Consider the following 20,865-nt stretch of genomic DNA (forward strand, 5'->3'; position numbering starts at 1 on the left):
TCTACGAACACGCAGAGAGATCGAGATGATGAAGCAGTTGGTGGACAAGACCCGCCCCGGTTCCGCCGCCGAGCAGGAGGTGCTGCCCGGCGACCTGATGACCAAACGCCAACGGGTGCAGCTCGTGCTCGTGCTGGGCGCGCTGATCGCGATCGGGCCGCTGACCATCGACATGTACCTGCCGGCGCTGCCCGCCATCACGGCCGGTCTGCAGACCACCGAGACCGCGGTGCAGTTGACGCTGACGGGCACCCTGGTCGGCCTCGCGCTGGGCCAGTTGCTGATCGGGCCGCTCTCCGACGTGGTCGGGCGGCGTACACCTCTGCTGGCCGGGCTGGTCGTGCACGTCGTGGCATCTGTGCTGTGCGTGTTCGCGCCCAGCATCGCCGTGCTCGGCACGTTGCGCGTGCTGCAGGGCCTCGGGGTGGCGGCCGCCACCGTGGTCGCCACCGCCGTCGTACGCGACCTGTTCAGCGGTGCCGCCTTCGCCCGGATCTTCTCCCGGCTGATGCTGGTCATGGGCCTGGCGCCGATCCTCGCACCGACCCTGGGCAGCGGCGTGCTGCGCTGGACCGAGTGGCGGGGTGTCTTCGCGACGCTGGCGGTGCTGGGCGTGCTGCTGACCGTCGTGGCCGCGCTCCGGTTGCCGGAGACCCTGCCGGTGGCTCGCCGCCGGCATGGCGGGGTGGGTGCGACGATGCGCGACTACCGGCGCTTGTTCAACGACCGGGCCTTCATCGGTCTGGTGCTGGTCGCCGGGCTGGCCATGGCCGCCCTGTTCGCGTACGTCTCCGGGTCGTCCTTCGTGCTGCAGGAGCAGTACGGCCTCGACGAGCAGCAGTTCGGCCTGGCCTTCGGGGCGGGTTCGGTCGGCCTGATCGGGGCCACCCAGTTCAACGTCCGGCTGCTGCGTCGCTTCACCCCACAGCAGATCCTGGTCAGCGCCCTGATCGCCGGGACGGCGGCCGGGCTGCTGCTGATCATGTTCGCTGTGACCGGCCTCGGTGGCCTGGGCGCCCTGTTGGCGTCGCTGTGGCTGGTCCTGGCCGCGGCGGGCCTGGCCCTGCCGAACGCACCAGCGCTGGCGATGACCCGGCACAGCGAGGCCGCTGGGACCGCCGCGGCGCTGCTCGGCGCCGTGCAGTTCGGCATCGGCGCGGTGTCGGCACCCCTGGTGGGGTTCCTGGGCACCGGGAGCGTGCCGATGGCGATCGTGATCGCGGGCGGCATGGCCGCCGCGCTGGCGGTCATGCTCCTCGTCGTTCCCCGCGCCGACCTCGGCACCGTCGACCCGGACCTGGCTGTCGCCGTGCACTAGGGGGCGGGCCGGTCACCCGGCCCGCCCGATGATCAGCGGATTTCGGTGGTGTCCTCGGGGCGGGACTGGCCGCGCGGCGGCGCGGACCACGGCGACTCGCCACCCACCCGGCGGGGCAGCGGGTCGGTCGGTGTCGGATCGGCCGGGTAACCCAGGGTGACCGGGGTGGTGTCGCGCTCCGCGGGCTCGCGGGGCGGCCAGTCGGTCAGTGTGGGGTTGTCGCTCGGGGGGCCGTCCGTTGGCACGGGTGTTGGCGTCGCGGCCGGCTCGGTCGCCGGACGCGGCCAGGCCTGCCAGCGTTGCCTGCTGAACGTCGCCATCAGCAGCAGCAGGCCGATCAGGAAGAGGGTGCCGTTCTCCAGCGGTAGCCGCAGCGGCAGCGGATCGCCGAACAGTTTCCACCCCTGCGGGATCGCATCCCGCACCTCGAACGGTGCCATGAACATCCCGACGTACGGGATGGCCAGCAGCAGCCCGGCCACCAGCGGGCCCAGCGGCGAGACGCGCAGTGTGCCGAGCAGGCCGAGCAGGACAGCACCGACACCGAGGTACACAGCCGGCTCGATCAGGTTGGCCGTGTTGAAGGTGCCGATCTCCACCCAGCGGTCGACCGTCCGGCTCGACCCGTCCTGCCCCAGTGTGACCAACACCCAGGTGATGGGCGCCACCACCAGCCCGGCGAGGAAGCTCCAGAGATGTCGCATCCGCGCACCGTACCGTTTCCGGCATGACCGAGCACCTCTCCGCCGCTCCGACCGGCAAGCCGACGTCGTACTCCCGGGTCACGCTGAGTAAGATCATGACCGCCGTCGACGTGAATCTCTACGGCACCGTGCACGGCGGGGTCCTGATGAAGTTCGTCGATGACGTGGCGGGGGCTGCCGCCGCGCGGCACAGTGGCGGCACGGCGGTGACCGCGGCGATCGACGAGATCGTCTTCTCCGAGGCGGTCCGGGTCGGCGACCTGGTGCACGCGCACGCCCAGGTGAACTGGACGGGGCAGACCTCGATGGAGGTGGGCGTGCGGGTGGTCGCCGAGCGGTGGGACTCGGCCGAGGACGCGCCGGTCCGGGTGGCCACCGCGTACCTGGTCTTCGTCGGGGTGGACGTGGGCGGGGCGCCGCGGATGGTCCGCCCGGTGCTGCCGGAAACGCCGGAGGACGAGCGCCGGTACCGGGAGGCGGAGATCCGTCGTGCCCACCGTCTCGCTCGCCGCCGCGCCATCCAGGCGCACCGCGCGGGCTGAACGCGGTCGGGCCGGGGCGGGTTGAGCGGCGGCCCACACAGGTCGCGGCTGGGGCATGTGGCGTGGGCACGCGTCGGTGGCCGTACCCGGTGCGCAGAATGGCGCTTCGAGGTAGGGCAAGATGGCGCCACGGCCCAATCACAGTGTCGTGCCGGGCCAGGGGGAGGGTGGAGCAGTGGGTGACGTGCTGTGGACGCCGCCGGCGGACGTACTGGAGCGGACCCGCATCGGCGACTACCTGCGCTGGCTGCGGGAGCACCGTGGGCTGGACTTCGCCGACTACGACGCGCTGTGGCGTTGGTCGGTCACCGACCTGGACGCGTTCTGGCGCTCGATCTGGGACCACTTCGAGGTGGTGGCGCACACCCCGCCGACGGCGACCCTGGCCGAGCGGGGGATGCCCGGCGCCCGCTGGTTCCCCGGAGCCACGCTCAACTACGCGGAAAACGTGCTGCGGATGCCCGGGCGGGCCGACGACGACCCGGTGGTGATCGCGCACGGGCAGACCCGCGCGCCGGTCACGCTGACCGCCGCCGAGCTGCGCGAACAGGTCCGCCGGGTGGCGGCCGGGCTGCGCCGGCTCGGCGTCACCGCCGGTGACCGGGTGGCGGCGTACGCCCCGAACATCCCCGAGACGTACGTCCTGCTGCTGGCCACCGCCAGCCTCGGGGCGATCTTCTCGTCCTGCGCGCCTGAGTTCGGCACCCGCAGCGTCGTCGACCGCTGGCAGCAGATCGAGCCGACCGTGCTGGTCGCAGTGGACGGCTACCGGTACGGCGACAAGCCGGTGGACCGGCGCGCCGAGGTCGCCGCCATCCGGGCCGCCCTGCCGTCGCTGCGGCACACCGTCGGGATCGGCTACCTGGACCCGACAGAGGCCGCGCCAGTGGACGCGCTGGGCTGGGCCGACCTGGCCGCGCCCACCGACGAGCCGCTGGCGTTCACGCCGGTGCCGTTCGACCACCCGCTGTACGTGCTCTACTCCTCGGGCACCACCGGGCTGCCCAAGCCGATCGTGCACGGCCACGGCGGCATCCTGCTGGAGCACCTGAAGATGCTCGCCCTGCACCACGACCTGGGCCCGGCCGACCGGTTCTTCTGGTTCACCACCACCGGCTGGATGATGTGGAACTTCCTGGTCTCCGGTCCGGCGGTGGGCGCGACCATCGTGCTGTTCGACGGCAACCCGGCGGTCCGGGCGGAGCCCGGCCGGCCGGCTGAGCCCGATCTGGGCGGGCTGTGGCGGCTGGCGGCGGAGACCGGCACCACGTACTTCGGCACCTCGGCGCCGTTCCTGCTGGCCTGCCGCAAGGCCGGTCTCGTGCCCCGCGAGGTCGCCGACCTGTCCGCGCTGCGCGGCGTCGGCTCCACCGGTGCGCCGCTGCCCGCCGAGGGCTTCACCTGGGTGTACGAGACCGTCGGCGACCACCTCCAGCTCCAGTCGCTCTCCGGCGGCACGGACGTGTGCACCGGCTTCGTCGGTGGGGTGCCGCTGCTGCCGGTGTACGCCGGTGAGATCGCCTGCCGGGCGTTGGGCGCCAAGGTGGAGGCCCGATCCGCCGACGGCACCCCGGTGATCGGCGAGCTGGGTGAGCTGGTGATCACCGAACCGATGCCGAGCATGCCGGTGGGCTTCTGGAACGACCCGGACGGGACCCGCTACCGGGAGGCGTACTTCGACGTCTACCCGGGCGTCTGGCGGCACGGTGACTGGATCACCATCAACGCCCGGGGCGGCTGCGTGATCACCGGACGCTCGGACGCCACCCTCAACCGTGGCGGCGTGCGGCTGGGCACCGCCGAGTTCTACTCGGTGGTCGAGGGGCTGGACGAGGTGGTCGACTCCGTTGTCGTGCACCTGGAGGACGACGAGGGCGGCGCCGGCGAGCTGCTGCTCTTCGTGGTGCTCGCCGAGGGCCTGGAGCTGGACGACCCGATGCGCGCGAAGATCAGCCGCGAGCTGCGTACCGCCCTGTCGCCCCGGCACGTGCCCGACGAGATCCACCAGGTACGCGCGGTGCCCCGTACCCTCTCGGCGAAGAAGCTGGAGGTCCCGGTCAAGAAGATCCTCACCGGCACTCCGGTCGACTCGGCCGCCGCGAAGGGCGCCCTGGTCAACCCCGAGTCCCTGACCGCCTTCGCCACCTTCGCCCAACGCCGTGCCCCCAACAACACCCCCGCCTGACGCTGGCGGCGGTGGGTCAGGGCAGGGTGTGGGTCACCTGTTCGGTGGTGGTGCGGGCGGCCAGGCTGGCGGGGTTGAGGTTGGCGCAGAGGACGACGGTGGCGGCCTGGGTCAGCGGGGCGAGTAGCCAGTCCACCGGGTCCGGGTACCGGGCGGTGTCGATCAGGATGCGGGCACCGGGCGTGATGCCCAGCTCCGTGGCGCGGGCCTGGGCGCGGGCCAGCAGGGGCCCGTCGGCGGGGCCTGGCCCGGGCTGCGGGGTGAAGTGGTCGCCGTGCCGGCGTACCTCGACCACGTAGTCGGCGAACCCGGGTGGCACCTGTCGCAGCGGGGCGGCGAGTGGGGACAGCCCGAGGGCGTACCGCTCGTCGGCGGACCAGGACTGCGCCTCGTCGAGCCGGTCGGCGGCGGCGAAGAGCACGTCCACGTCGCCCGGCGTGTCGACCACGGCCAGTTTGGCCGACCAGCAACCCAGCAGCACCGCTGCGGTCTGCCAGTGCGGCGGCAGCAGCACCCCGGCCGGGGTGCCCGGTGCGAGGCCGACCTCGTCGACGAGAAGGTTGGCGGTCTTCGCCACCCAGTTCGCCAGCGTGGCGCCGGAAAGCTCGGTGCGGTCGCCGCTGGCGTCGTCGTACCAGGTCAGCAACGGTCGGGTCGGGTCGGTCGCGATCGCGTCGGCGAACACCCGGGCAATGTTGTCGGCCATCGGCGCGAACGATACGCCCCTGTGGCCCGTACTCGAAGACGGTGACAAGTCGGCGTACCGTCGGGTCGCAGTCAGCGTCGGCCCCGTGCTCCAGCGTAGGCTTGGCCACCGGAGTGTTGTTGCCCACAGACCCGCCATTTACAAGGAGTCGCCCCGTGACCGCCGGTCGCCCGCCCCGCGTGCTCATCGACGCCACGAGTGTCCCCGCCGACCGTGGTGGTGTCGGTCGATACGTCGACGGTCTGCTCGGTGCCCTCGGCAAGGTGTGCGGGTCGGGGGTGGAGCTGGCGGTGGTCAGCCTCCGCACCGACCTGGAGCGGTACACCCGGATGCTGCCCGGCGCGGAGATCATCCCCGCCCCGGCCGCCGTGGCGCACCGCCCGGCGCGGCTCGCCTGGGAGCAGACCGGGCTGCCGCTGCTCGCTCAGCAGGTGGGTGCGCACGTGCTGCACTCGCCCTTCTACACCTGCCCGCTGCGGGCCGGGTGTCCGGTGACGGTCACCGTGCACGACGCGACGTTCTTCACCGAGCCGGAGCATTACGACAAGTCCCGCCGGACGTTCTTCCGCAGCGCCATCAAGACCTCGCTGCGCCGCGCCGATCGGGTGATCGTGCCCAGCAAGGCCACCCGGGACGAGCTGATCCGGCTGCTCGACGCCGACCCGACCCGGATCGACGTGGCCTACCACGGCGTCGACCACGCCGCCTTCCACGCGCCGAGCGAGGAGGAGAAGGCCCGCGTGCGCGCCCGGCTGGGGCTGGGCAACAGCAGCTACGTGGCTTTCCTCGGGGCCAAGGAGCCACGCAAGAACGTGCCCAACCTGATCCGTGGCTGGGCCCGGGCGGTGGCCGACCGGGCCGACCCGCCCGCGCTGGTGATCGCCGGCGGGCAGGGGCACGACGACGACATCGACCGGGCGGTGGCCGAGGTCCCCTCCCACCTGCGGCTGCTGCGGCCCGGCTACCTGCGCTACGCCGACCTGCCCGGCTTCCTCGGTGGTGCGCTGGTGGCGGCCTACCCGTCCTATGGCGAGGGGTTCGGGCTGCCGATCCTGGAGGCGATGGCGTGCGCCGCCCCGGTGCTGACCACGCCCCGGCTCTCGTTGCCCGAGGTGGGCGGCGACGCGGTCGCGTACACCTCAGAGGACGCGGAGCAGATCGGCACCGACCTGGCCGCCCTGCTGGACGACGAGCAGCGCCGGTTGTCGCTGGCGAAGGCCGGTTTCGATCGAGCCAAGGAGTTCACCTGGGAGTCGAGCGCCGAGGTGCACATCGCCGCCTGGAGCCGCGCCCGCTCCTGACCGGCCGGGCAGCCGGCTGCGGACCTGCCCACCCGGTCCAGGTCCTTCGGGCATGATGTGCGGATGCTCTATGCGGTCATTCCGGCAGGTGGCAGTGGCACGAGGTTGTGGCCGTTGTCCCGCGCCGGTCATCCCAAGTTCCTCCATCCGCTGACCGGCTCCAACGCGTCGCTGCTCCAGGCGACCGTGGAGCGGCTGGCGCCGCTGGCCACACCGGATCACACCCTTGTGGTCACCGGTGCCGCGCACGTCGCGGCGGTGGCGCGGCAGCTCACCGGGTTGCCCGAGGAGAACATCCTGGTCGAGCCCTCGCCCCGGGACTCCTGCGCGGCGATCGCGCTGGCCGCTGCGGTGATCTCGCTGCGCGACCCGGAGGCGGTGATGGGCAGCTTCGCCGCCGACCACCTGATCGGCGACCCGGAGAGTTGGGTGCGTACGGTCCGGGAGGCGGTCCGCGGAGCCGAGCAGGGCATGCTGATGACGGTCGGGATCACGCCGACCCGTCCGGAGACCGGCTACGGCTACCTGGAGACCGGCGATCCGATCGAGGGCGTTCCGTGGCGCCCGGTGGCCGAGTTCAAGGAGAAGCCGGCCGCCGAGGTCGCCGAGGCGTACGTCCGTTCGGGCCGGCACCTGTGGAACGCGAGCATGTTCGTCTGGCGGGTTGACGTGTTCCTCGAAGAGTTGGCCCGCCAGCAGCCCGCCCTGCACGCCGGGGTCACCGCGATCGCCGCCGCCTGGGGCACACCGGAGCAGGACGACATGCTCGGTACGGTCTGGCCGACCCTGCCGAAGATCTCCGTCGACTACGCGGTGATGGAGGGCGCGGCCACCGCCGGTCGGGTGGCGACGGTGCCGGGCGACTTCGGCTGGAACGATGTCGGCGACTTCCACACCCTCGGTGACGTGCTGCCGGCCGACGCGGCGGGCAACGTGGTGCTCGGCGCGGGCTCCAAGCCGGGTGTGCTGCTGCGGGACAGCGCCAACCTGGTGGTGGTGCCGCAGTCCGGCCGGTTGGTGGCGGTCCTCGGGGTGCGTGACCTGATCGTGGTGGACACACCGGACGCGGTGCTGGTCTGCCCACGCGACCGGGCCCAGGACGTCAAGGCCCTGGTCGACGAGCTCAAGGAGCGGGGCGAAGAGGGCTACGTCTGAGGGCCGCGAGGGCCGGCGCGACCAGTTGCACGGTCCCGCCGGCCAGTGGCTCGGGCAGCCGGTCCGGCGGGAACCACCCCAGCGCCTGGGCCTCGTCGCTGACCTGCTCCACCGCGCCGGGCGGGGCGACCACCGCGAACCGGACGTCGTGGTGCAGCGAGCCGCCCTGGCAGCTCACCGGGTGGATGTCCACGTCGATCGGCACGGGGTCGATGCGCAGGCCGGCGATTCCGGACTCCTCGGTGGCCTCGCGCAGCGCGGCGCCGACCAGGGTCAGGTCGTCGGGCTCGCAGTGCCCGCCGAGCTGCACCCAGCGCCCGAACTTGCCGTGCAGGCAGAGCAGCACCCGCGAGCCGGTGTGGTCCAGCACCAGTGCGCTGGCGGTGACGTGCCCGGGGCGGTGTGGTCGGCTCATCGCGACGGGCCCGGCGGCGAGCAGCGCGAGGGTCCGGTCCCGCGCCTCGGCGGCGGCCGGGCCGGTGGGTCGCCAGCCGTCGAGCAGCGCGGTGGCGTCGGCGTGCAGCGTCGCGTAGGCGCTGGGGTGGGCGGCGGGTCCGGTGAACGCGGTGTCGGGCACCCCGCCACTGTACGAGCGCCCGGTCCGTAGGCTTGCGCGGTGACCCTGCGACTCGTCGAATTCGTGGGACGGCGTCATGTTGTGACGACGGATGACCGGACGGCACCTCTGCGGAGCAAGGGCCGCAGACCCTCGTGGTGCCGCCCGATCACCGGTCCTCCCCGGTCCCGCGGTGCCGGGTGCGTGCGAGACGCGCCGGTGCCGTGTACGGGCAACTGGAAGCATGCCGAACCGCCCCCGGAGGCGTCGAGGTTTTTCAGCCCTGGCTTAAAGATGGAGATAATTGCCGGCCAGGTAGAGTCGAACGGTCGCCCGGCGTCCCTCTGCTGGCGACACGGGAGCACTCCATGCTGAAGATCCACTTTTCCGGCGAGGACATCCTCCGGACCCGGGTGGCGCCGGCGGCGGACCCGGTCTGGGAGTCGGTCCTCAGCCTGCACGTGTTGCAGGGCCGCAACCGCGATCCGCTGACGTCGAACTGGCGGCGCACCGTTGCCCGGCACCTGCGCCAGGACGTCGCCTCCGACCAGCTCCGGCTGCTCTTCGCGCTGAACCCGCCGCGCGGCTACTTCCCCGACTTCCTCACCCCGTACGCGAGTGTCCACGGCTTCGGTGCCGGGCTGGACGCGGTCCGCAGCACCCCCAAGGAGGTGCTGCACCGGGACCTGACCGTGCTGGCCTCCGAGAACCCGCTGCCGTCCTCGGCCTCCGCACTGGCCCGGGGCGACGTGGACGTGCTGCGTCACCTCGCCGAGTCGATGGAGCAGTACCGGTCGCTGGCGATCAGCCCGTACTGGAGCCGGATCCAGTCCGCGGTGGAGGCGGACCGGACCCGACGGGCCCGGGCCCTGCTCGACGGCGGCGTGGAGGGGCTGCTGGCCAGCCTCCGACCGGCGATGCGCTGGGAGGGCGGGGTGCTTGAGGTCCGCGACTACCCGCACAGCCGGGAGCTGCACCTGGACGGCCGGGGGCTGCTGCTGGTGCCGTCGTTCTTCTGCGCGGCTACCCCGGTCGCCCTGCTCGACCCGGCGCTGCCGCCGGTGCTGGTCTATCCGGTGGACCGGTTGGGCGGGCTGGCGCCGGCCGACGGCGCCGCACCGACCGTGCCGGGCTCCGTCCGGGACTCGCTCGCCGCGTTGCTCGGCCGGACCAGGGCGGCGGTGTTGCAGGCCAGCGACGATGGCTGCACCACCGGCGAGGTGGCCCGCCGGCTCAACATCTCACCGGCGGCGGCCAGCCAGCACGCCACCGTGCTGCGCAACGCCGGCCTGCTGGTCAGTCACCGGGAACGCAACACCGTGCTGCACACGTTGACTCCGCTCGGCCGGGCCATGCTGGACGCCTGACCCGGCCAGCCGTCTACAGGGCGAGCGCGGCGCTGGCCGGGCTGCCGGCGGGCGGGGGGAGCAGGGCCGACCCGATGCCTTCGGCGGCCAGGGCGACGCGCAGCCGGTGCAGGTCGGCGCCGAAGCGGACCAGGTCCATTGGGTCGACCGGGGCTGGTGGCGAACCGAGCACCAGGGCGGTGGCGCCGGCCGGCCAGCCGGGCACCGCGGCGATCAGACCGGCCCGTACCTCCGCTTCGTCGACCAGGGTGAAGACCGTGCCGGGGGCGACCACCCCGGCGACCGCGTCGATCGCTCGCCGGGCGGCGGCCGGGTCGGCCGACGTGGCGCCGGGCGCGTCGGCCAGGGTGGCGGCGTCGGCCAGCCCTGCGGCCCGGGCCTCGGCGGTGCCGAGCGAGAACAGATCCTGGGCGGCGTCGCGGACCAGCGCCCGCGCGCCAACGGAGTCGTCCGGGCGGGTGGCGGAGAGGTAGCCGCGCACCACCGCGACCGGGACCTGGTCACACTTGCCCTTGATCAGCTCGCCGGCACCCGCCAGCTCGTCCACCACGGCCATCTGGGTCAGTTGCAGCTCGTTGCCGTACGGGTCCACCTCGCCCCGGTGATCGCGGATGGCCGGCATTCCGGCCACGCCGAGCGCCACGTCGGTCAGCCCGTTGCGCCAGGGGCGGCCCATGGTATCGGTGATGATCACGGCGAGGTCCAGGTCGTAGCGCTCCTTCAGCGCGGCGCGCAGCGCCCGGGCCGAGGCGTCCGGGTCCACCGGCAGCAGCACCAGCCGGGTCTTGTCCACGTTCGACGCGTCGATCCCGGCGGAGGCCATCACGAAGCCGTGGTGGGTCTGCACGATCCGGGTCGGCCCCCGGCTGGCCACCACCCGGGCGGTCTCCCCGGCCAGTACCTCGTCCCTCGCGGTGAGCCGTTCGGGCCCGTCCGCCGGGACGTCGACCAGCCGCCCCTCGGCCTTGGAGACGATCTTGCTGGTGACCACCAGCACGTCGCCGTCGCGCAGCCAGGGCGCGGCGTTGGCGATCAACGCGGCCAGGTCGTCGCCCTCGGTCACGTGGCCGATGCCCAGCACCGGCAGGATCTCCAGCCTCACGACAACTCCACCGCGGCGCGGACCATCGCCGCCGTCGCCGCATCGTCGGTCATCCGCAACGGCACCGCGCGGACCGTCACCTCCGGCACCAGCGTGCCCGCGTCCTGCTCGTCCACGAGCCAGCCGTCCAGCAGCCCGCCGGCCGTTCGGCCTCCATAGAGCCTGCCCACGCCGGCCGCGCTGCACTCGACACCGAGAACGGCGAGGCAGCGGTCGGCCATCCCGCGGACCGGCGCACCGCCGATGATCGGCGAGACGCCCACCACCCGGGCGGGCCCGTCGGCCACCGCCTCGCGCAGGCCCGGCACGGCCAGCACCGGTGCGACGCTCACCACCGGGTTGCTCGGCGCGATCAGCACCAGATCTGCCGTGCCGATCGCGTCCAGCACCCCCGGCGCCGGCTTCGCCGTCTCCGCGCCGACGAAGATGAAGCGGTGGGTGGGGATGTCGGCCCGGTACCGCACCCACCACTCCTGGAAGTGGATCGCCTGCTGGCCCGAGTCGCGGTCGACCACAGCATGCGTCTCCAGGCGGTCGTCGGTCGCTGGCAGCAGACGTACCCCCGGCTCCCAGCGGGTCGCCAGCGCCTCCGTGACCGCATGCAGCGGGTAGCCGGCGTTGAGCATGGTGCTGCGTACCAGGTGGGTGGCGATGTCCTTGTCGCCGAGGCCGAACCAGGTCGGCTCCGCCCCGTACGCGGCCAGCTCCTCCTTGACCGTCCAGGTCTCCCCGGCTCGGCCCCAGCCCCGCTCGGGGTCGGCGCCGCCGCCGAGGGTGTACATGACGCTGTCCAGGTCGGGACAGATCTTCAACCCGTGCAGCCACAGGTCGTCGCCGACGTTGACTACGGCGGTCACCTCGGCGCCGACCTCGCGGGCGTACGCCCGGACGCCGAGCAGAAACCGGGCGCCGCCGATGCCGCCGGCCAGAACCACGATGCGCATGTCGACCATCCTCGCGCACGTGACGCTCCGGTTCGCTGGTGGCCCGGGAGCAGTGACTCTAGGGTTGATTTCTTGACTGGAAGTGGCTACAAGTGGGTGTAATGAGCAGCGTTTACCGGATCGGGGGAGTTCGCAAACCGGGTGGGGCGGTCGACGTCGACCATCCGGCGGTGGGAGGCGGAAGGCAAGATCGCCGTCCGTTCCGGCAGGAGCTGGTGCAGGACCTACTGGCGATCGTGCACACCTTCTCCTGCCGCCTGTCTGGACTACGCCGCTACGAGAAGCAGCTCAACTCAGTGGACCTGACCGAGGACCCGGCGTGAAGACGACCCGGATCGCCTACTCGCACCGGCTCAACGCTGGCAAGTACGCCGCGCTCGTTGAGCAGGCTCGGCGGCTGGGGCGGGTGCGCTCCGAGGTGTGGCAGCGCTACGCCTCGGTTGGCGGTGCTCGGCTCACCGACCGGCAGGTCCGCGACGGCTGGCTGGCCGACGGCACCCACCGCCAGTTCGGGGTGTTGGCCAACGCGTGGAAGGAGACCGTCCGCGACGCGATGGCCGACATCACGGCGAACTTCGAGGCCGCGAAGGTGCCGGTGCGCAGGGCCATCCGACGCCACACCAGCGACCCTGCCCAGCGTAGGCGGCTGTTCGGTCTGCTCAAAGCTGATCGGTGGGCCGAGGACCCGTATCTGTCGCGGCTGATGCGCTCGCGCTGGCGGCGGGGGCACAACCGCACCCGCGACCAGATCGTGGTGCGCGCCGACCAGCACAACACACGCGTCGACGCGCGTGGGCGGTTGTGGCTGGCCGTACCCGGCCTCGTGCGACGCCAGCTGGTCCGCATCCCGCTGAACACCACCTTCGTCCCAACGGGCACCTTGCGGCTGATCCTGCGCGGCGACCGGGTGGAGATCCACTACCAGATCGACGCCGCCATGATGAAGACCTCGCAGCGGCCGTGCGGTGAGGCGACAATCGGCGTGGACAAGGGCTACACGGAGGCGCTGACCGACTCCGACGGCAACTACCACGGCGAAGGTCTCGGTCACCTGCTGACCACCGAGTCCGACCGCCTCAAGGAACGCAACCGCCGCCGTGCGAAGGTGCGGTCGGTCGCCAACACCGCCGCCCTGCGTGGCAACCACGCCAAAGCTGACCGGATTGCCCGCAACAACCTGGGCGCGATCAAGCGTGACCGGCAGGCCGGCCGTCACCAGGCGCGGGTGCGCACGGAGATCTTCACCGCCGTGCACCGGGTGGTCGACACCGCCGCCATCGTGGTGGCCGAAGACCTAACGAAGACGTTCGCCGGGCGTAAGCAGTTCGGCAGGAACACCAACCGGCGTCTCGCCGCGTGGACCAAAGGGGTCACCGCCGAGGCACTGACGAACGTGTCGGAGCGCAGAGGTTCTGCGCTCGTGCACGTCAACGCCGCCTACACCTCACAAGTCTGTCACCGCTGCGGCGCTCTCGGGCACCGCAGCGGTGACAGACTTCACTGCACCTCGTGCGGGGTGGTGTGGCAGGCCGACGTGAACGCCGCGATCAACGTCCTGCGACGACATGGTGATCCCGACATCACCCTGCGCACCCCGCACCACGTGGTGAAGCAGATCGTGCAGGCGCGGGCCGATCGCCACCGGAGCAGACTGCCGCTCCCGGACTCCAGCCCGGCCCGCCAGGCGGAGAGCGAATCATCCGAAGTGCTCAGCAATGAGCAATGACAAGGAAGCAGACTAGGCTCACGTGCGCCCTGTCCGTCCAGGCCCCGAGGAGGAGCTCGTGACCAGCCCCGCCGAGCCCGCGTCCACCGACGCGACGCAGGCCCGCCAGCTGACCAAGCCACTACGCGAACTGGGTGCGCTCGCGCTGCTCGGCGCCAACGCGGTGTTCCTCTTCGTCGGCCTGCTGCGGCTACTCATCCCGAGCGACTTCAGCTCCTTCACCGACCGTGCGGGCAGCGCCTCTTTCACGTTCATCGGCTTCGAGGCGGCGGTCGTGCCGCTGCTGGCCGTGCTGCTGGCCACCCACATCTCGCCGGTGCTGCCGAAGGCGAAGCTGATCACGCAGGTGGCACTCGGCGAGTACGCGTTCAGCGCGCTGCTCGGCACGTTGACCATGCTGATCTGGATGGTGGGTCGGCTGGCCGAGGCCGAGGTGCTCGACGTGCTGCTCGGCGTACTCACCCGCTTCGCCTGGCTGATGATCTTCGCGGTCGCGGCCTGGGTGGTCTACACGATCTGGCGGAAGCTGTACTACGTGCCCCGGCCGAAGCCGCAGCCGGGCGTCTACGGCCAGCCGCAGCCGGGCCAGCCCCAGCCGGGCTGGCCGCAGCAGCAGGGTGGCTGGCCCGCCCCGGGGCAGCCCGGCGGCCAGCCGGCGGGCGGATGGCAGGCCCCCGGTCAGCCCGGCGGCTACCCGCCGGCGCAGTACCCCGGCCAGTACGGTCAGCCCTCGCCGCCGTTCCAGCCGGCCCCGCAGTCTGCGCCGCCGTTCCCGCAGTCCGCCCCGCCGTTCCCGCAGTCTGCGCCGCCGGCCAACCCCGTCCCGCAGTCCGCGCCGCCGATGCCGGCCGCACCGCCGTTCGGGCAGCCGCCGTCGGCCGACCCGACGCAGGCCATCCCGCGCCAGTCCGTCGACGCGACCGAGGCCATCGTCCTCCCCGGTGGCGTGGACAGCGACCGTACCCAGCGGATTAACCCGGGCGAGCATCCGGAACAGCTGCGCTGATCAGCCGCGCTGCCTGCGCCTGACCGTGCGGGCCGCGCTGCGCACCAACACCCGTACGCCTCCCGTGACCGACCGCGCCCACCGTGGCCGGACGCGGGAGGCGTGCCCTTTCCCACCCTGCGGGCTGGGACCAGTGGGGCGGCCGGGCGCAGCGCCTAGGCTGAGTGGATGGTTGATCGCACCCACTCCGGTCCGAGCGAGGCGAGTGTGCGGCGGGCCCTGGGCCGGGCCGCGACTGGGCGGGCGCTGGACGTCGACGAGGCGACCGCGCTGCTCTCCGCCCGTGGTGACGCGCTCGACGAGTTGCTCCGGGTGGCCGGTGGGATCCGCGACGCGGGGCTGCGCGACGCCGGCCGGCCCGGCGTGGTCACGTACTCCAAGAAGGTCTTCATCCCGCTGACCCGGCTCTGCCGGGACCGCTGCCACTACTGCACGTTCGCCACCGTGCCGCACCGGTTGCCGGCGCCGTTCCTGGACCGCGACGAGGTGCTGGCCATCGCCCGGGCGGGCGCCGCGCAGGGCTGTAAGGAGGCCCTGTTCACCCTCGGTGACCGGCCGGAGGAGCGCTGGCCGGCGGCCCGGACCTGGCTGGACGAGCGTGGCTACGACTCCACCCTGGACTATCTGCGCGCCTGCGCGGTCGCGGTGCTGGAGGAGACCGGGCTGCTGCCGCACCTCAATCCCGGGGTGCTGTCCTGGTCGGAGCTGCAACGGCTCAAGCCGGTCGCGCCGAGCATGGGCATGATGCTGGAGACCACCGCGACCCGGCTCTGGTCCGAGCCGGGCGGCCCGCATTTCGGCTCGCCGGACAAGGAGCCGGCGGTCCGGCTGCGGGTGCTCGACGACGCCGGCCGGGTCGGGGTGCCGTTCACCACCGGCATCCTGATCGGCATCGGGGAGACCCCGGCCGAGCGGGTGGACGCACTCTTCGCGATCCGCCGCGCGCACCGGGAGTACGGCCACCTCCAGGAAGTGATCGTGCAGAACTTCCGCGCCAAGCCGGACACGGCGATGCGCGGCATGCCCGACGCGGAGCTGCACGACCTGGCCGCCACGGTGGCGGTGGCCCGGCTGCTGCTCGGCCCGAAGGCCCGGATCCAGGCCCCGCCGAACCTCATCGCCGGGGAGTACGGCCTGCTGCTGCGGGCCGGCATCGACGACTGGGGCGGTGTCTCCCCGCTCACCCCGGACCACGTCAACCCGGAGCGTCCCTGGCCGCAGATCGAGGAGCTGGCCCGGCACACCGAGCTGGCCGGGTTCACCCTGCGCGAGCGGTTGACCATCTACCCCGAGTACGTGCGCGCCGGTGACCCGTGGCTCGACCCGCGGCTGCTGCCGCACGTCAGCGCGCTGGCCGATCCGGCGACCGGGTTGGCGGTCGAGTCGGCCCGGCCGCAGGGCCGCCCGTGGCAGGAGCCGGAGGAGGTGTTCGGCGGGCGGACCGACCTGCACGCCACCATCGACACCACCGGTCGGACGGACGACCGGCGTGGCGACTTCGACAGCGTCTACGGGGACTGGGCGGAGGTCGCCACGAAGGTGACCGCCGGGCCGACCGCCCTCGCCGGCGACCACGACCTGCGGGCCGGGCTGCGGCTGGCCGCCGACGACCCGGCCGCGCTGCTGGAGCCCCGGCACACCGATGCCGCGCTGGCCCTGTTCGGCGCGGACGGGCCGGCGCTCGACCAGCTGTGCCGGCTCGCCGACGAGGCGCGTCAGGGTGCGGTCGGCGACGACGTCACCTACGTGGTCAACCGCAACATCAACTTCAGCAACGTCTGCTACGTCGGCTGTCGGTTCTGTGCCTTCGCTCAGCGCGAGCGGGACGCCGACGCGTATCGGCTCTCCGTCGATCAGGTGGCCGACCGGGCCGAGGAGGCGTGGGCGGCCGGCGCCAGCGAGGTCTGCCTGCAGGGCGGCATCGACCCGAAGATGCCGGTCACCGGGTACGCGGACATCGTGCGTGCGATCAAGGCCCGGGTGCCGGAGATGCACGTGCACGCGTTCTCCCCGATGGAGATCGTCACGGCCGCGGCGAAGGCCGGCGTGCCGGTGCGCGAGTGGCTGACCCAGCTGCGCGAGGCCGGGCTGGACACCATCCCGGGCACCGCCGCGGAGATCCTCGACGACGACGTGCGCTGGGTGTTGACCAAGGGCAAGCTGCCGGCCGCCGCCTGGGTCGACGTGGTCAGCACCGCCCACGAGCTGGGCATCCGGTCCAGCTCCACGATGATGTACGGCCACGTCGATCATCCCGGGCAGTGGCTGGCGCATTTCCGGGTGCTGGCCGGTGTGCAGGACCGCACCGGTGGCTTCACCGAGTTCGTCGCGCTGCCGTTCGTGCACACCAACGCCCCGATCTACCTCGCCGGCATCGCCCGGCCGGGGCCCACCTGGCGGGAGAACCGGGTGGTGCACGCGATGTCCCGGCTGCTGCTGCACGGCCGGATCGACAACATCCAGTGCTCCTGGGTGAAGCTGGGCGACGAGGGCACCGTGGCGATGCTCCAGGGCGGCTGCAACGACCTGGGCGGCACGCTGATGGAGGAGACCATCTCCCGGATGGCCGGCTCGGACAACGGCTCGGCGCGGACCGAGGAGCAGTTGCGGGCCATCGCCACGGCGGCCGGTCGCCCGGCGCGCAAGCGCACGACCGCGTACGGTCACGTCCGGCCCTGAGGTCGAACCTTTTCCCGCCGCCGGCCGTACCAAGCGGTGCCGGCGGCGGTCGCGGCGAGGACCGCCGCCGGTGTCCCTGGGGCCCGGCGGCGTCGGTAGGCGGCGCGGGACCCGTCCGTCCCACCGGGCGCGTTCGCGCCGCCGCCGAAAGGTTGCCCATGACCAGTGATCAGCGGAAGCGGCCCTGGCCGCGACTGACCCGCCGGCAGACGTTGACCGCCGCGGCCAGCGCCACCCTCGGCGCCGCCGCGCTCACCGTGCCGGGCCTGTCAGCCGCACAGAACGCACCGGGCGCGGCCGGCCGGGCCGACGACCCGATCGTCGTGCACCTGCGGGACGCCGCCTCCGGAACGATGGACATCTTCGTCGGTGAGTCCCGGATCGAGGTACGCGACCGCGGCCTGGCGGACCGGCTGCGGCGCGCCGCCCGGCGCTGACCCGACGCTCCGCCCGCCACCCTGTCCCCGCCCAGTGAGGTTGGTCCGCCATGTCTTCCCACCGCGAGGCCCCGGAAATAGCCAAGGATCCGGTCGCCGACAGCTCCGACCTGTACGCGTTCGTCAGCCCCGACAAGCCCGACTCGGTCACGCTGATTGCCAACTACGTGCCGTTGCAGCTCCCCTCCGGGGGCCCGAACTTCTTCGAGTTCGGTGACGACGTGCGCTACGAGATCCATATTGACAACGACGGCGACGGTCGTCCGGATGTCACCTACCGCTTCGAATTCACCACCGAGATCACGAATCCGAACAGTTTTCTTTACAACACCGGCCCGATCGATTCGCTGGACAGCGAGAACTGGAACCGGCGGCAGTTCTACAGCCTGACCCGGGTGGCCGACGGCCGGGAGCATCGGCTGGCGCACAAGTTGCCCTGCCCGCCGTGCAACGTCGGCCCGCTCTCCACTCCGAAGTACGCCGAACTGGTCCGACAGGCCACCTACTCGCTCTCCACCGGGGAGCGGGTCTTCGCCGGGCAGCGCGCGGACGGCTTCTTCGTCGACCTGGGGGCGATCTTCGATCTCGGCACGCTGCGGCCGTTCCAGCAACTGCACGTGGCCGGCAAGAAAATCTTCAAGGCCGAGGGGGAGCCGGTCAACGCCACCGACCGGATGAACGTGCACAGCATCGCCGTGCAGGTGCCGCTGAGCCGCGTGCGCCGGCGCGCCAACCGGTACGGCGCGGCCGACCGGGCCTCGGTGATCGGGGTGTGGACGTCGGCGTCCCGCCGGCAGGTCCGGGTGCTCGGCGACAGAGGGGCCGCGGACACCGCGACCGGCCCGTTCACCCAGGTCTCCCGGCTCGGGAATCCGCTGTTCAACGAGGTCATCGTGCCGATGTCCAAGAAGGACCTGTGGAACTCGCTGCCGCCGTCGGAGGACAAGCGGTTCGCGCAGTTCGTCGAGCAACCCGAGCTGGCGGCGCTGCTGCCGGCGCTCTACCCGGACGTCTTTCCCAACCTGGACAAGCTCACCAAGGCCAAGAAGGCCCGCGCGGACCTGGTGGCGATCCTGCTCACCGGCGTGCCGGCCGGGCTGATCGACGGCTTCACCAACACCACCGGGGATGTGCAGGCCGACCTGCTGCGGCTGAACACCGCGATCCCGCCCAGTCGGCAGCCGGACCGGTTCGGCGTGCTCGGCGGTGACCTGGCCGGCTTCCCGAACGGGCGACGGGTCGGCGACGACGTGGTGAGCATCGCGCTGCGGGCGATCGCCGGGCTGACCGTCCCGCTGGTGGACAGGACCTTCCGTCCGGACGCGGCGACCGCCGCGCTCACCCCGGGGCTGAGCGCCGCCGACGTGAGCGCCCCGTTCCTCGGAAACTTCCCCTACCTGGGTACGCCGTACGACGGGTTCAACAACCCGTCGGCGTCGTCCTGAGCGGCGCGGGGGAGCAGCGGATGCACGAGCACGCGTACGGGCCGTCGGAGACCGGGAGCGTCGTCCTCGATCTGGGCGGTGAGACCGGAGCCCTCATCGTCTACACCGGTCAGGATCTGCTCGGCCGCGAGATCGAGATCAGCCGGGACGGTGCGCAGCGGACACACTCGGCGGTGCGGGAACGCCGGGTGCGGGACGGGTCGTTCCACACGGCGGTCTACCCCGATCTGCCGGCCGCCATCTATACCGTCTGGTGGGACGACGATGTGCGAGTCGGGACGGTTTCTGTCCACGGTGGAGAGATAGCTGAGTTCGTGTGGCCGAGCAGGGATTTCGGGGCGACCGGCTGACCCCACGACACAATTTCTCCGTTGCGCCCCGTCCACATTGTGAGCGGGGCGCGAGCGGTGTCCATGGCTCGACGGGCGGTCTGGGCCATGCCGCGTTAACCTGTCTCCCACCAAGATCAGCTTTTGTGGAGGGGGTCATTCAGTGTTCCTGGCGGCGTCGTGGTGGCGAGCCGTCGTGGGAGCGCCACGGCAGAAAAGTCGGGCAACTCGCCGGAGAGGGCGTTACTCGGCCGGGGTCTGAATCGATAGGGCAGGTTGCGAGGCTGGACGGTCCGAGTGTCCGGCCGGGTGTGTCGGGAGGGCGACTCCATTATCAAGTTTGGCTTGACGGCGCACGCATTACACGCGTGTAATTTGAATGGGGTTGTTCGCGCGGAACGCAACAAAACGGGACCGGACGGACAAGCACGCCTTTCGCGTGGGGGGTTGCAGCGGCGATGACGCCGGTGCGCGACAAGGAGGCATTTGATGGACGGCCAGCTTGAGGTGGCCGACCTGCTCGGAAACGCGCCGGAGTGGCAGGAGCGGGCGCTGTGCTCGCAGACCGACCCCGAGGCGTTTTTTCCCGAGAAGGGCGGCTCGACCCGCGAGGCGAAGCGGATCTGCTCGCGCTGCGAGGTCAAGACTGAATGCCTCGAATACGCTCTCGGTCACGACGAGCGGTTCGGCATCTGGGGTGGGCTCTCGGAGCGGGAGCGGCGCAAGTTGAAGCGGCGGGTCGCCTGAGCGGCTCGGGTCGGGGCGGTGGGGGCCGCCCGGCTCGCCCGTGCGGGGACGGCTCAGGCCAACTCGTCGGGGTCGACCCCGAGCAGGTTGGCTACCTGTTCGATGATCACGTCATGCACGAGGTCGGCGAGGTCCTCGCGGTCCATCGCCCGGAATTCCAGGGGTCGCCGGTACAACACGATCCGCGGCGGCACCTCCTGCCGGCCCGGGCGGCCGGGCAGCAGCCGGGCCAGCGGGACCTCGCCGTCCTCCAGCACGTCGGAGTCGTAGACGTTCAGGTCCGGCGGGACGTCCTCGACCGCGAACTCGACGCCGGCCAACTCCTTGGCGAAGCGGCGCTCCAACGTCTCGACGGTGTCCAGGACCAGGTCGTCGAAGATCTCCGCCTTGGTCCGCGCCAGTGGCACGGTTGCCGGCACCAGCCGCCCGCGCAGGCCGCGTCCATGCCGGTCGCGGTGAGCGCGGCGGCCGGAGCCGGGGCGGCGGTGTTCCGGGCTCGTCATGAGGCAAAGGGTAGCGCCCGCGTCGGGCTGGCCAGCGGCAGCGCCGCTCGCGTGGCGCGGCGCGACGGGGTCGGCGGATTGTGATCACCACGACGGGCGTGTCGCAACGCGAA

Annotated in this window: 20 protein-coding genes; 14 read left to right on the plus strand and 6 right to left on the minus strand. The window is 72.1% G+C overall.

Going from position 1 to position 20,865, the window contains the following annotated elements:
* The first annotated feature begins 25 nt into the window (after positions 1–25).
* On the plus strand, positions 26–1,318 hold the full coding sequence (locus ABZV00_RS16015; RefSeq protein WP_355606453.1) for a multidrug effflux MFS transporter: 1,293 nt from the start codon (positions 26–28) through the stop codon (positions 1,316–1,318).
* Positions 1,319–1,350: 32 nt separating this feature from the next.
* On the opposite strand, the gene ABZV00_RS16020 is transcribed toward ABZV00_RS16015, so the two are convergent.
* Complete coding sequence (locus ABZV00_RS16020) at positions 1,351–2,022, minus strand: hypothetical protein (RefSeq protein WP_328423665.1); 672 nt, start codon at positions 2,020–2,022, stop codon at positions 1,351–1,353.
* Between the two features lie 23 nt (positions 2,023–2,045).
* Here ABZV00_RS16020 and ABZV00_RS16025 point away from each other — a divergent pair, with 23 nt between their 5' ends.
* Entirely contained in the window at positions 2,046–2,564 is a 519-nt protein-coding gene (locus ABZV00_RS16025) for a hotdog domain-containing protein (RefSeq protein ID WP_328423667.1), read from the plus strand.
* A 175-nt stretch (positions 2,565–2,739) separates the two neighbouring features.
* Positions 2,740–4,749 (plus strand): acetoacetate--CoA ligase, encoded by a 2,010-nt coding sequence (locus ABZV00_RS16030; RefSeq protein WP_355606457.1) that lies wholly within the window; start codon positions 2,740–2,742, stop codon positions 4,747–4,749.
* Between the two features lie 16 nt (positions 4,750–4,765).
* Here ABZV00_RS16030 and ABZV00_RS16035 read toward each other — a convergent pair whose 3' ends face one another.
* On the minus strand, positions 4,766–5,455 hold the full coding sequence (locus tag ABZV00_RS16035) for a TIGR03089 family protein (protein ID WP_355606460.1): 690 nt from the start codon (positions 5,453–5,455) through the stop codon (positions 4,766–4,768).
* 155 nt (positions 5,456–5,610) lie between these two features.
* Here ABZV00_RS16035 and ABZV00_RS16040 point away from each other — a divergent pair, with 155 nt between their 5' ends.
* The gene (locus ABZV00_RS16040; protein WP_328423673.1) at positions 5,611–6,756 is read left to right on the plus strand and encodes a glycosyltransferase family 1 protein; all 1,146 of its coding nucleotides are present in this window, start codon (positions 5,611–5,613) and stop codon (positions 6,754–6,756) included.
* Positions 6,757–6,819: 63 nt separating this feature from the next.
* A complete protein-coding gene (locus tag ABZV00_RS16045; protein ID WP_355606463.1) occupies positions 6,820–7,911 on the plus strand; it encodes a sugar phosphate nucleotidyltransferase in 1,092 nt (363 codons plus the stop codon).
* Here the strand turns inward: ABZV00_RS16045 and ABZV00_RS16050 are convergent.
* Positions 7,880–8,488, minus strand: coding sequence for an NUDIX hydrolase (locus tag ABZV00_RS16050; protein WP_355606466.1), 609 nt, complete (start codon positions 8,486–8,488; stop codon positions 7,880–7,882). The genes ABZV00_RS16045 and ABZV00_RS16050 overlap by 32 nt on opposite strands.
* Before the next feature lie 347 nt (positions 8,489–8,835).
* Between ABZV00_RS16050 and ABZV00_RS16055 the strand changes: the two genes are divergently transcribed.
* Positions 8,836–9,834, plus strand: a complete 999-nt coding sequence (locus ABZV00_RS16055) for a winged helix-turn-helix domain-containing protein (protein WP_355606468.1) — start codon at positions 8,836–8,838, stop codon at positions 9,832–9,834.
* A 13-nt stretch (positions 9,835–9,847) separates the two neighbouring features.
* On the opposite strand, the gene ABZV00_RS16060 is transcribed toward ABZV00_RS16055, so the two are convergent.
* The gene (locus tag ABZV00_RS16060) at positions 9,848–10,936 is read right to left on the minus strand and encodes a coenzyme F420-0:L-glutamate ligase (RefSeq protein ID WP_355606471.1); all 1,089 of its coding nucleotides are present in this window, start codon (positions 10,934–10,936) and stop codon (positions 9,848–9,850) included.
* Complete coding sequence (gene cofD / locus ABZV00_RS16065) at positions 10,933–11,880, minus strand: 2-phospho-L-lactate transferase (RefSeq protein ID WP_355606474.1); 948 nt, start codon at positions 11,878–11,880, stop codon at positions 10,933–10,935. Before cofD ends, ABZV00_RS16060 begins: the two co-directional genes overlap by 4 nt.
* Positions 11,881–11,981: 101 nt before the next feature.
* Here cofD and ABZV00_RS16070 point away from each other — a divergent pair, with 101 nt between their 5' ends.
* The 8 genes from ABZV00_RS16070 (at position 11,982) to ABZV00_RS16105 (ending at position 20,249) form a co-directional block, all read left to right on the plus strand.
* Positions 11,982–12,203, plus strand: coding sequence for a hypothetical protein (locus tag ABZV00_RS16070; RefSeq protein WP_355606811.1), 222 nt, complete (start codon positions 11,982–11,984; stop codon positions 12,201–12,203).
* Positions 12,200–13,606 carry a transposase gene (locus ABZV00_RS16075; protein WP_355606476.1) on the plus strand — a complete coding sequence of 469 codons (1,407 nt, stop codon included), beginning with the start codon at positions 12,200–12,202 and terminating at the stop codon, positions 13,604–13,606. Before ABZV00_RS16070 ends, ABZV00_RS16075 begins: the two co-directional genes overlap by 4 nt.
* Positions 13,607–13,664: 58 nt before the next feature.
* Positions 13,665–14,612: a hypothetical protein gene (locus tag ABZV00_RS16080; protein WP_355606479.1), complete on the plus strand. Its 948-nt coding sequence runs from the start codon at positions 13,665–13,667 to the stop codon at positions 14,610–14,612.
* Between the two features lie 168 nt (positions 14,613–14,780).
* Complete coding sequence (locus ABZV00_RS16085; protein ID WP_355606482.1) at positions 14,781–17,291, plus strand: bifunctional FO biosynthesis protein CofGH; 2,511 nt, start codon at positions 14,781–14,783, stop codon at positions 17,289–17,291.
* Between the two features lie 158 nt (positions 17,292–17,449).
* Positions 17,450–17,728, plus strand: a complete 279-nt coding sequence (locus ABZV00_RS16090) for a hypothetical protein (RefSeq protein ID WP_328423687.1) — start codon at positions 17,450–17,452, stop codon at positions 17,726–17,728.
* A gap of 50 nt (positions 17,729–17,778) precedes the next feature.
* Positions 17,779–19,173 carry a DUF4331 domain-containing protein gene (locus ABZV00_RS16095; protein ID WP_355606485.1) on the plus strand — a complete coding sequence of 465 codons (1,395 nt, stop codon included), beginning with the start codon at positions 17,779–17,781 and terminating at the stop codon, positions 19,171–19,173.
* 20 nt (positions 19,174–19,193) lie between these two features.
* Positions 19,194–19,523: a phospholipase gene (locus ABZV00_RS16100; protein ID WP_355606488.1), complete on the plus strand. Its 330-nt coding sequence runs from the start codon at positions 19,194–19,196 to the stop codon at positions 19,521–19,523.
* 468 nt (positions 19,524–19,991) lie between these two features.
* A complete protein-coding gene (locus ABZV00_RS16105; RefSeq protein ID WP_088980572.1) occupies positions 19,992–20,249 on the plus strand; it encodes a WhiB family transcriptional regulator in 258 nt (85 codons plus the stop codon).
* Positions 20,250–20,302: 53 nt separating this feature from the next.
* On the opposite strand, the gene ABZV00_RS16110 is transcribed toward ABZV00_RS16105, so the two are convergent.
* A complete protein-coding gene (locus tag ABZV00_RS16110; protein ID WP_355606491.1) occupies positions 20,303–20,752 on the minus strand; it encodes a metallopeptidase family protein in 450 nt (149 codons plus the stop codon).
* Between the last annotated feature and the right edge of the window lie 113 nt (positions 20,753–20,865).

Source organism: Micromonospora sp. NPDC005173 (assembly GCF_040608515.1).
Taxonomy (GTDB): Bacteria; Actinomycetota; Actinomycetes; order Mycobacteriales; family Micromonosporaceae; genus Micromonospora.

Excerpts from the sequence above, each read along its gene's own strand:
- ABZV00_RS16015 (WP_355606453.1), top strand. The coding sequence starts at position 26 with ATGATGAAGCAGTTGGTGGACAAGACCCGCCCCGGTTCCGCCGCCGAG.
- ABZV00_RS16020 (WP_328423665.1), bottom strand. The coding sequence starts at position 2,022 with ATGCGACATCTCTGGAGCTTCCTCGCCGGGCTGGTGGTGGCGCCCATC.
- ABZV00_RS16025 (WP_328423667.1), top strand. The coding sequence starts at position 2,046 with ATGACCGAGCACCTCTCCGCCGCTCCGACCGGCAAGCCGACGTCGTAC.
- ABZV00_RS16035 (WP_355606460.1), bottom strand. The coding sequence starts at position 5,455 with ATGGCCGACAACATTGCCCGGGTGTTCGCCGACGCGATCGCGACCGAC.
- ABZV00_RS16045 (WP_355606463.1), top strand. The coding sequence starts at position 6,820 with ATGCTCTATGCGGTCATTCCGGCAGGTGGCAGTGGCACGAGGTTGTGG.
- ABZV00_RS16055 (WP_355606468.1), top strand. The coding sequence starts at position 8,836 with ATGCTGAAGATCCACTTTTCCGGCGAGGACATCCTCCGGACCCGGGTG.
- cofD (WP_355606474.1), bottom strand. The coding sequence starts at position 11,880 with ATGCGCATCGTGGTTCTGGCCGGCGGCATCGGCGGCGCCCGGTTTCTG.
- ABZV00_RS16070 (WP_355606811.1), top strand. The coding sequence starts at position 11,982 with ATGAGCAGCGTTTACCGGATCGGGGGAGTTCGCAAACCGGGTGGGGCG.
- ABZV00_RS16085 (WP_355606482.1), top strand. The coding sequence starts at position 14,781 with ATGGTTGATCGCACCCACTCCGGTCCGAGCGAGGCGAGTGTGCGGCGG.
- ABZV00_RS16090 (WP_328423687.1), top strand. The coding sequence starts at position 17,450 with ATGACCAGTGATCAGCGGAAGCGGCCCTGGCCGCGACTGACCCGCCGG.
- ABZV00_RS16095 (WP_355606485.1), top strand. The coding sequence starts at position 17,779 with ATGTCTTCCCACCGCGAGGCCCCGGAAATAGCCAAGGATCCGGTCGCC.
- ABZV00_RS16100 (WP_355606488.1), top strand. The coding sequence starts at position 19,194 with ATGCACGAGCACGCGTACGGGCCGTCGGAGACCGGGAGCGTCGTCCTC.
- ABZV00_RS16105 (WP_088980572.1), top strand. The coding sequence starts at position 19,992 with ATGGACGGCCAGCTTGAGGTGGCCGACCTGCTCGGAAACGCGCCGGAG.
- ABZV00_RS16110 (WP_355606491.1), bottom strand. The coding sequence starts at position 20,752 with ATGACGAGCCCGGAACACCGCCGCCCCGGCTCCGGCCGCCGCGCTCAC.